The 9,120-nt window shown below is 61.1% G+C and carries 8 protein-coding genes; 7 read left to right on the plus strand and 1 reads right to left on the minus strand.

All coding sequences use genetic code 11. The annotated features are described in order from the left end of the window. The 6 genes from minE to ACM6I6_RS16760 all read left to right on the plus strand — a co-directional run bounded on the left by minE (window position 1) and on the right by ACM6I6_RS16760 (window position 6,147). Window positions 1-255 carry a cell division topological specificity factor MinE gene (gene minE / locus ACM6I6_RS16735; RefSeq protein ID WP_007974947.1) on the plus strand — a complete coding sequence of 85 codons (255 nt, stop codon included), beginning with the start codon at window positions 1-3 and terminating at the stop codon, window positions 253-255. Window positions 256-344: 89 nt separating this feature from the next. Then, a complete protein-coding gene (locus ACM6I6_RS16740) occupies window positions 345-980 on the plus strand; it encodes an RluA family pseudouridine synthase (RefSeq protein WP_020800410.1) in 636 nt (211 codons plus the stop codon). A 139-nt stretch (window positions 981-1,119) separates the two neighbouring features. Further along, complete coding sequence (locus tag ACM6I6_RS16745; protein ID WP_406592581.1) at window positions 1,120-2,211, plus strand: hypothetical protein; 1,092 nt, start codon at window positions 1,120-1,122, stop codon at window positions 2,209-2,211. Window positions 2,212-2,298: 87 nt separating this feature from the next. Beyond that, window positions 2,299-3,588: a M18 family aminopeptidase gene (locus ACM6I6_RS16750; RefSeq protein ID WP_274075371.1), complete on the plus strand. Its 1,290-nt coding sequence runs from the start codon at window positions 2,299-2,301 to the stop codon at window positions 3,586-3,588. A 148-nt stretch (window positions 3,589-3,736) separates the two neighbouring features. Continuing rightward, entirely contained in the window at window positions 3,737-3,913 is a 177-nt protein-coding gene (locus ACM6I6_RS16755) for a hypothetical protein (RefSeq protein WP_274075372.1), read from the plus strand. Between the two features lie 77 nt (window positions 3,914-3,990). Further along, on the plus strand, window positions 3,991-6,147 hold the full coding sequence (locus ACM6I6_RS16760; RefSeq protein ID WP_414920272.1) for a mechanosensitive ion channel domain-containing protein: 2,157 nt from the start codon (window positions 3,991-3,993) through the stop codon (window positions 6,145-6,147). 77 nt (window positions 6,148-6,224) lie between these two features. On the opposite strand, the gene ACM6I6_RS16765 is transcribed toward ACM6I6_RS16760, so the two are convergent. Further along, entirely contained in the window at window positions 6,225-7,898 is a 1,674-nt protein-coding gene (locus ACM6I6_RS16765) for a DEAD/DEAH box helicase (RefSeq protein WP_007973525.1), read from the minus strand. A 423-nt stretch (window positions 7,899-8,321) separates the two neighbouring features. Between ACM6I6_RS16765 and ACM6I6_RS16770 the strand changes: the two genes are divergently transcribed. After that, window positions 8,322-9,113 carry a crotonase/enoyl-CoA hydratase family protein gene (locus tag ACM6I6_RS16770; RefSeq protein ID WP_414920273.1) on the plus strand — a complete coding sequence of 264 codons (792 nt, stop codon included), beginning with the start codon at window positions 8,322-8,324 and terminating at the stop codon, window positions 9,111-9,113. The last annotated feature ends 7 nt before the right edge of the window (window positions 9,114-9,120 follow it).

Below are 9,120 nucleotides of genomic sequence, written 5' to 3' on the forward strand. Positions count from 1 at the left end.
ATGAACCTTTTTGACTTCTTTCGTGCCAACAAAAAGCAAAGCACCGCGTCGGTAGCGAAAGAGCGTCTACAGATCATCGTGGCGCACGAACGCGGCCAACGCAGCACCCCGGACTACCTGCCGGCCTTGCAGAAGGAACTGGTGGAGGTGATTCGCAAGTACGTCAATATCGGGTCCGATGACGTGCATGTCGCACTGGAAAGCCAGGGCAGCTGCTCGATTCTGGAACTCAATATCACCCTGCCAGATCGCTGAGTCGATCCGGCTGGAGCCACGGCGGTTCAGGCCCATCAGGTATCCTGTTGGGCCTGAACCGCCGTTGGCGTTTGTTACGAGGCTGTTTGATGCCGCTGTCCAATATCCACATCATCCATGAGGACGCCGCTGTCCTGGTGGTCAACAAACCCACCCTGTTGCTCTCGGTGCCCGGTCGGGCCGACGACAACAAGGACTGCCTGATTACCCGCCTGCAGGAAAACGGCTACCCGGAAGCGCGAATCGTCCATCGCCTGGATTGGGAAACGTCCGGCATTATCCTGCTGGCCCGCGATCCCGACACGCACCGTGAACTGTCTCGACAATTTCACGACCGCGAAACGGAAAAGGCCTACACCGCCTTGTGCTGGGGCCAGCCGGAGCTCGACAGTGGCAGCATCGACCTGCCGCTGCGCTACGACCCCCCGACCAAGCCACGCCACGTGGTGGACCATGAATTCGGCAAACACGCCCTGACCTTCTGGCGAGTGCTGGAACGCTGTGGCGATTGGTGCCGCGTCGAACTCACACCGATCACCGGACGCTCGCACCAATTGCGCGTGCACATGCTGTCGATCGGTCACCCGCTGCTGGGCGACGGACTCTACGCCCATGAGCAAGCCCTGGCCGCCTGGCCACGACTGTGCCTGCACGCGAGCATGCTCAGCTTCACTCACCCTCAAAGCGGTGAGCGACTGCGCTTCGAGTGCCCTGCGCCTTTTTGACAACCCCAAGCCTCGCCTGAAAACGCCCTTCGATTGAAGGGCGTTTTCATTTGTTGCCACATACCCCGTTATAAAAAGGGGTGAAGCAATGCCGCGAGCCAATACGGTAAACTTGCGTCTCTGTTGCCTGGAGCTACTTATGCGCGAAGCGCTGACCCCCCTGGAAAAAACACCGCACCAGTTGCTCTACCTCATCTATGGCAACCAGGATGTCTACCGGCGCGAAGCCAAGTTCAGCATGCTCACCGCCCTGGCACAGCTCAAACGGGGTGAGTCGCTGTGCATCAGGGTCATGACCGATCGTCCCGAGGATTATGCCGGCTGGCCGGTCGACACCATCGCCCTGGACGAGCAGACCCTGGCCCAATGGCAGGGCGAAAACGGCTATCACCACCGACGCAAGGCCTGCGCTATCGCCCAAGGGCTGAAGCTTGCACAGAAGACCCTGTTCGTCGACACCGACACGCTGTTCCTCGAATCGCCCCATCGCGTCTTCGAACGGATCGGGCCCGGGCGCTATGTCATGGACCGTTTCGAATACGACTGGAGCTACGTCTGCGAACGCCCCGACTACGTCAAGCTCGGGCGTTGCCTGCAAGCTCATGGCATCTCCTCCGACAATAGTTTCAAGCTGTATAACAGCGGGCTGTGCGGTGTCACCGACGGCGATACACCCCTGCTGGAAAAATCGATCCGCCTGATCGATGAATGGACCCAGGGCTCGTTCGACATCCATACCATCGAGCAGATCGCCCTGTCGTTCGCGATGCGCAACCAGCCCGTTCAGGAGGCGAAGAAATTCGTTTATCACTACTTCGCTGAAAAACGCTTCTTCCACGCCATGCAGAAGCATTTTTTCAGCCGTCATGGCGAGCAATTCCGCCCGGAGCTGCCGGCCCTGTGCACAGAAGTCCCGCGCTGCAAACCCGTGCCCTCACCCTGGCAGCGCCTGCGCATCAAGTGGCAACTGCGCAACAAGCACAAGAGCGTGAAAAAGGTCGGTCGCGACCTGCTGTATGGCAGCGCGGCGCCTGATCATCCGTATTACGAAGTATGCCGCCATGAGTGGTGGGAGTCCGCCTCTCGGGAAATCCTGCGCTGGGAAGAAGACCAACAGAAAAGGTTCTTCGGTACGGAAAAGGGTCGCTGGCCGAAACACCTGCCCCGGCCGACCAAGTCTTCGGACGAACAAACCATCATTGCCTACCTGCGCGAGCGGATGAATCATTGACGGCTTGGCGGGCTCGGCGCTGAAAGCTCTTGTCCAATGCATCGGGCCAATACGTTAAACTGGCGCCATTGCTGTCTGGAGCTACTTATGCGCGAAGAGTTGAACCAAGGCCTGATCGATTTCCTCAAGGCCTCCCCTACCCCGTTCCACGCCACCGCCAGCCTTGTTCAGCGCCTGGAAGCGGCGGGTTTCCAACGCCTGGACGAACGCGAGCCATGGAACACCGAGGCCAATGGTCGCTACTACGTCACCCGCAACGACTCGTCGATCGTCGCGATCAAGATGGGCCGGCACTCGCCGCTGCACGGTGGCATTCGCCTGGTCGGCGCCCACACCGACAGCCCGTGCCTGCGGGTCAAGCCCCAGCCGGAACTGCAACGCCAGGGTTTCTGGCAATTGGGCGTCGAAGTCTATGGCGGCGCCCTGCTGGCCCCCTGGTTCGACCGCGACCTGTCCCTGGCCGGCCGCGTCACCTTCCGTCGTGACGGCAAGGTCGAGAGCCAGTTGATCGACTTCAAGGCGCCGATCGCGATCATCCCCAACCTGGCCATTCACCTCAATCGTGAAGCCAACATGGGTTGGGCGATCAATGCCCAGACCGAGCTGCCACCGGTACTGGCGCAATTCGCCGGTGACGAGCGCGTGGATTTCCGTGCCGTGCTCACCGACCAACTGGCCCGCGAACACGGCCTGAACGCCGACGTCGTGCTGGATTACGAACTGAGCTTCTACGACACCCAAAGCGCGGCCGTCATCGGCCTGCATGGTGATTTCATTGCCGGTGCGCGCCTGGACAACCTGCTGTCCTGTTATGCCGGCCTGCAAGCACTGCTGACCACCGACACCGACGAAACCAGCGTGCTGGTCTGCAATGACCATGAAGAAGTCGGCTCGTGCTCGGCCTGTGGCGCCGACGGCCCGATGCTGGAGCAGACGTTGCGCCGCCTGCTGCCCGAAGGCGACGAATTCGTGCGCACCATCCAGAAATCCCTGCTGGTCTCGGCCGACAACGCCCACGGCGTGCACCCCAACTACGCCGACAAGCACGATGCCAATCACGGCCCGAAACTCAACGCCGGCCCCGTGATCAAGGTCAACAGCAACCAGCGCTACGCCACCAACAGCGAAACCGCCGGGTTCTTCCGTCACCTGTGCATGGCCGAAGAAGTGCCGGTACAGAGCTTCGTGGTGCGCAGTGACATGGGTTGCGGCTCGACCATCGGCCCGATCACCGCCAGCCACCTGGGCGTGCGTACCGTGGACATCGGCCTGCCGACCTTCGCCATGCATTCGATCCGCGAACTGTGCGGCAGCCATGACCTGGCGCATCTGGTCAAGGTGCTGAGCGCGTTCTACGCCTGCCGCGAATTGCCGTAGGTTCCTGTAGGAGCTGCCGCAGGCTCGGGCCGCGTTCGGACGATCTTTTGACTTTAAAAATCAAAAGATCGCAGCCTGCGCCAGCTCCTACACGGGTCGCAGGAAATCCACCTAGACTTTAACTATCCCTTTTGACAAGGCAGTCGCCATGATCACGATGTCCTCGTTCCACGGCATGCTCATCCCTATTCTCATCGGGATGATCATGCTGGCAGTCGGTTTCAACTTTCGCGACAAGAACGCAGGCGTGCTCGCCATGTGGCTCGGCATGCTGCTGATCCTGGCCACGGTGATCTTCAAGATCCTCGCCAAACTCAACGAATAAATCCCCACCCCGGCTCGCATTGGTCCAGACGGGCTCGTACACTCGGTCGATCTGCCCATTTCGAGGTTGACCGCCTAGTGTTCGCTCGTCTATTCGCCCTGCCGTGCCTTTTCCTTATCTGCCTGATGACGCTGATGCCGTCAGCGCCTGCCCAGGCCGTCGGGCTGCCGAGCCTGCTTGGCAGCCCGGCAAAAACCCAACCCGAGGCGCAGGAACCCCTCGGGCAATCCCTGGATGAAGTCATCAAGGCGCTGGAGAACGATCAGCAGCGCAGCAAGCTGCTGGCGGATCTGAAGAAGCTGCGCGACGCCACAAAAAAAGCCCAGCCGGTCGCCGAGGAAGGCGTACTGGGCCTGATTGGTGGAACCCTGGCCAGCTTCGAAAAGCAGTTTTCCGGCGTCGACAGCCCGCTCAATCGCTGGTCCAGCGAGTTCGACCTGGCCAAGGATGAATTGACCGCGCTGATACTGCCGGCCAACGAGTGGCTGCCGATCATCTTCGCCTTTGCCATGATCCTGATGGTCTGGAGCCTGCTGGCGGCGGCGCTGATCTGGGTCAGTCATCGAGTGCGCATGCGCTTTGGCCTGACCGAAGAACTGCCGCAACACCCCAGGGCCCTGGACATGCTGCGTTTCGCCCTGCGCAAGCTGGGGCCGTGGCTAATCGCGCTGGTCATCACCGTCTACATGAGCTACGCCCTGCCCTCCTCACTCGGTAAAAGCCTGGCCATGGTGCTGGCGTATGCGCTAGTGGTCGGCACCTGTTTCTCGGCGATCTGCGTGATTGCCTTTTCCCTGCTCGACGGCCCGCACCGTCACCGCGCCCTGTACATCCTGCGGCACCAGGCCTTCCGGCCGCTGTGGCTGATCGGCAGTTTCGCCGCTTTCGGTGAAGCCCTGAACGACCCGCGCCTGGTGGAAAGCCTGGGCGTACATCTGGCACATACCGCGGCGACGGTGGCCAACGTATTGGCGGCATTGTCCACGGGGCTGTTCATCCTGCGATTCCGCCGCCCGATTGCCCATTTGATCCGCAACCAGCCACTGTCCCGGCGCCTGACCCGCCGCGCCCTCAGCGACACCATCGATATCCTCGGTACCTTCTGGTACGTACCGGCGCTGGTGCTGGTGGGGATTTCCCTGTTCGCCACCTTCGTTTCGGCCGGCGACACCAGCACCGCGCTGCGCCAGTCGCTGATCTGCACCGTGTTGCTGGTGCTGTGCATGGTCATCAATGGCCTGGTGCGTCGTCACGCCCTCAAACCGCAACGCGGGGCCAAGCGTCATGCCCTTTACTCGGAACGCCTGAAAAACTTCTTCTATACCCTGGCCCATCTGCTGGTCTGGCTGGCATTCATCGAGCTGGGCCTGCGGGTCTGGGGCATGTCGCTGATCAGTTTCACCGAAGGCGAAGGCCATGAGGTCAGCGTCAAACTGTTCAGCCTGGTCGGCACGCTGATCTTTGCCTGGCTGATCTGGATCCTCAGCGACACCGCCGTGCATCACGCCCTCACGCGCTCGCGCAAAGGCTTGGCCAACGCCCGCGCACAGACCATGATGCCGCTGATCCGCAACGTGCTGTTCGTGGCGATCTTCATCGTCGCGCTGATCGTCGCCCTGGCGAACATGGGCATGAACGTCACGCCACTGCTGGCCGGTGCCGGTGTGATCGGCCTGGCCATCGGTTTTGGCGCGCAATCGCTGGTGGCCGACCTGATCACCGGGCTGTTCATCATCATCGAAGACTCCCTGGCCATCGACGACTACGTGGACGTCGGCGGCCACCTGGGTACCGTCGAGGGCCTGACCATTCGTACCGTGCGCCTGCGGGACATCGACGGCATCGTCCACACCATTCCGTTCAGCGAAATCAAGAGCATCAAGAACTACTCCCGGGAATTCGGCTACGCGATCTTCCGGGTCGCGGTGCCTGCCAACATGGACATCGACAACGCGATCAAGCTGATGCGCGACGTCGGCCAGAAAATGCGTACCGACCCGCTGCAGCGGCGCAATATCTGGTCTCCCCTGGAGTTTCAGGGCGTGGAAAGTTTCGAGTCCGGCAATGCGATCCTGCGGGCCCGGTTCAAGACCGCCCCGATCAAGCAGTGGGAAGTTTCACGGGCATTCAACCTGTCGCTCAAACGACATCTGGATGAAGCCGGGCTGGACCTGGCCACACCGCGCATGAGCATCCATGTGGTGACGGCGGGCGGCGGTGAAGAAAAGGGTTAAACAGTTAAACGCAGGCCAAAAAAATCCCCGAACCAGTCGGGGATTTTTTATGTTCGATCAATCAGCCCGAGGGCGGATCAATCTTCGCGGTAGCGACGCAGCTTCAACTGCTTACCGGCAACGCGAGTGTCCTTCAGCTTGGTCAGCAACTTCTCCAGACCATCTTCCGGCAGCTCGACGAGGCTGAAGCTGTCACGCACCTGGATGCGACCGATGGCTTCACGGGCCAGGCCACCTTCGTTGAGGATGGCGCCCAGCAGGTTCTTGGCAGCGATACCATCACGCGCACCCAGCGCGGTACGGCAACGAGCACGGCCTTCGCCCAGTGGCATCGGTGCGCGACGCTCGCGGTCACCACGCTCTGGACGATCACCGGAACGCTCTGGACGATCGCCACGCGGTGCGTTGTTCGGCACCAGTGGACGCTCTTTCTCGATAGCGGCCAGGTTCAGCGCTTGACCGTTGGTAGCCTTGCGCAGCAGGGCTGCGGCCAGGGCACGCGGGCTGCAACCGATGTCGGCGGTCAGGCGATCGAGCAGATCACCGTGGGTCGATTCGGCTTCAGCCACCAGCGGCGACAGGCTGTTGGTCAGCTTCTTGATGCGTGCATCCAGAACGGCTTGAGCGTCCGGCAGGCGAACTTCAGCAACCTTCTGACCGGTTACACGCTCGATCACTTGCAGCATGCGGCGCTCACGTGGAGTCACCAGCAGCAGCGCACGACCTTCGCGACCAGCACGGCCGGTACGGCCGATACGGTGAACGTAGGATTCCGGATCGTACGGCATGTCAACGTTGAACACGTGAGTGATGCGCGGAACGTCCAGGCCACGAGCAGCAACGTCGGTCGCCACAACGATGTCCAGACGGCCATCCTTGAGGGAGTCGATCACGCGCTCACGCTGGTTCTGGGCAATGTCACCGTTCAGCGCAGCGGCTTTGTAGCCTTTGGCTTCCAGGGCACTGGCCAGGTCCAGGGTCGCTTGCTTGGTGCGCACGAACATGATCAGGGCGTCGAAGTCTTCCACTTCCAGCAAGCTGAGAACGGCAGAAGTCTTCTGGTCAGCGTGAACCAGCAGGTGAGCCTGCTCGATCGCGGTAACGGTCTGGGTCTTGCTCTGGATCTTCACGTGCTTCGGATCGCGCAGGTGGCGCTCAGCGATGGCACGGATCGATTGCGGCAAGGTGGCCGAGAACAATACGGTCTGACGGGTTTCCGGCATGGCCTTGAAGATGACTTCCAGGTCGTCCATGAAGCCCAGCTTGAGCATTTCGTCGGCTTCGTCGAGAACCAGGTGGTTCACGGTCGCCAGTACTTTTTCGTCGCGACGCAGGTGGTCGCACAGACGGCCCGGAGTGGCGACAACGATCTGTGCGCCATTACGGATTGCTTTCAATTGTGGGCCCATCGGCGCGCCGCCGTAGACAGCCACAACAGTTACGCCCGGCATTTGCTTGGCGTAGGTTTCGAAAGCGGTTGCAACTTGTAGCGCCAACTCACGAGTTGGGGCCAGGATCAGAGCTTGCGGCTCGCGCTTGGACGGATCAATGCGGTGCAGGATAGGCAGGGCAAAGGCAGCGGTTTTACCGGTACCGGTTTGCGCCTGGCCAATCATATCGTGACCGGCGAGAATGATCGGGATCGACTGCTGCTGAATGGCCGAAGGCTCTTCATAGCCGGTAGCGACTACTGCAGCGACAATATTAGGGTGAAGTTCAAGAGCGGCGAAGCCGCCGATTTCCTGGGTCATGGGTCTGCCTCTAAGTGCATCCGCAAAGACCCATGCTCCAAAGCTGCGCATGCCGTGTTGAGACTCAAGAGTCGCCCTGGCAGCTTTGTCGGCGGGGATTTGCGAAAACGAATGAATGAAAAAGAATCGTTCAGGAAGAGTTCGCTGGGCGAACGTGCAACCGAATATGACTTCGGGGAATTGCGCCACCTAAACGCGGCCCGGCTAAAGGCCGGCGCGCACTATACCGGAATTTGCAGAAAAAGGGAGCTTTTTTTATCGCAAAACTCCCATATACGGCGTTCTGTCACAGGCTTTGCGGATAATCGCACGAGCGTCTACTTTTCAAAGGCCCTGCCCTGCGGGCGATGACGCTAAAACGGTTCACCCACCCGCCACAAACCCCGGGTCTGCGCGCCCAGCTCCCGCTCGAGGAAATGCCGCATGAAAGAGCTCAATACCAGCCGCGTGAGCCGTGAAAAGCGCGGTCATGTCCTGATGATCGGACTGGACCGGGTCGCCAAGCGCAACGCCTTCGATCTCGACCTGCTCAACGAGCTGAGCCTGGCCTACGGCGCGTTCGAAGCCGACATCGATGCACGGGTGGCCGTGGTCTTCGGTCATGGCGAACATTTTACCGCCGGCCTGGACCTGGTCAGTGCCAGCGCGGCGCTGACCGAAGGCTGGCAAGCCCCGCCCGGAGGCTGCGACCCGTGGGGAGTTTTCGCCGGGCCCAGGGTCAACAAACCGGTGATCGTCGCCGCCCAGGGCTACTGCCTGACCATCGGCATCGAGTTGATGCTGGCCGCCGATATCAACCTGTGTGCCAGCAACACCCGTTTCGCGCAGATGGAAGTGCAGCGCGGCATCTTCCCCTTCGGCGGTGCCACGTTGCGCCTGCATCAGGTGGCTGGCTGGGGCAACGCCATGCGCTGGATGCTCACGGGCGACGAGTTCGATGCCCATGATGCCCTGCATCTGGGGTTGGTGCAGGAAGTCATGGCCAGCGAGGATTTGCTGCCGCGGGCAATTGAACTGGCCGAGCGCATTGCCCGGCAGGCGCCGCTGGGGGTCCAGGCAACGTTGCTGTCTGCCCGGCAGGCCCGCTACGAGGGCGAGACCGCCGCGGCGCGAGGGCTGCCGACGCTGGTGAAGAAGTTGCTGACCAGCGAGGATGCGCAGGAAGGTGTGCGGTCGCTGGTTGAGCGGCGCCCCGGCATTTTCAAAGGTTGCTGAAAATCCG

This window comes from Pseudomonas sp. IT-P218, from assembly GCF_949767605.1.
Lineage (GTDB): Bacteria > Pseudomonadota > Gammaproteobacteria > Pseudomonadales > Pseudomonadaceae > Aquipseudomonas > Aquipseudomonas putida_AE.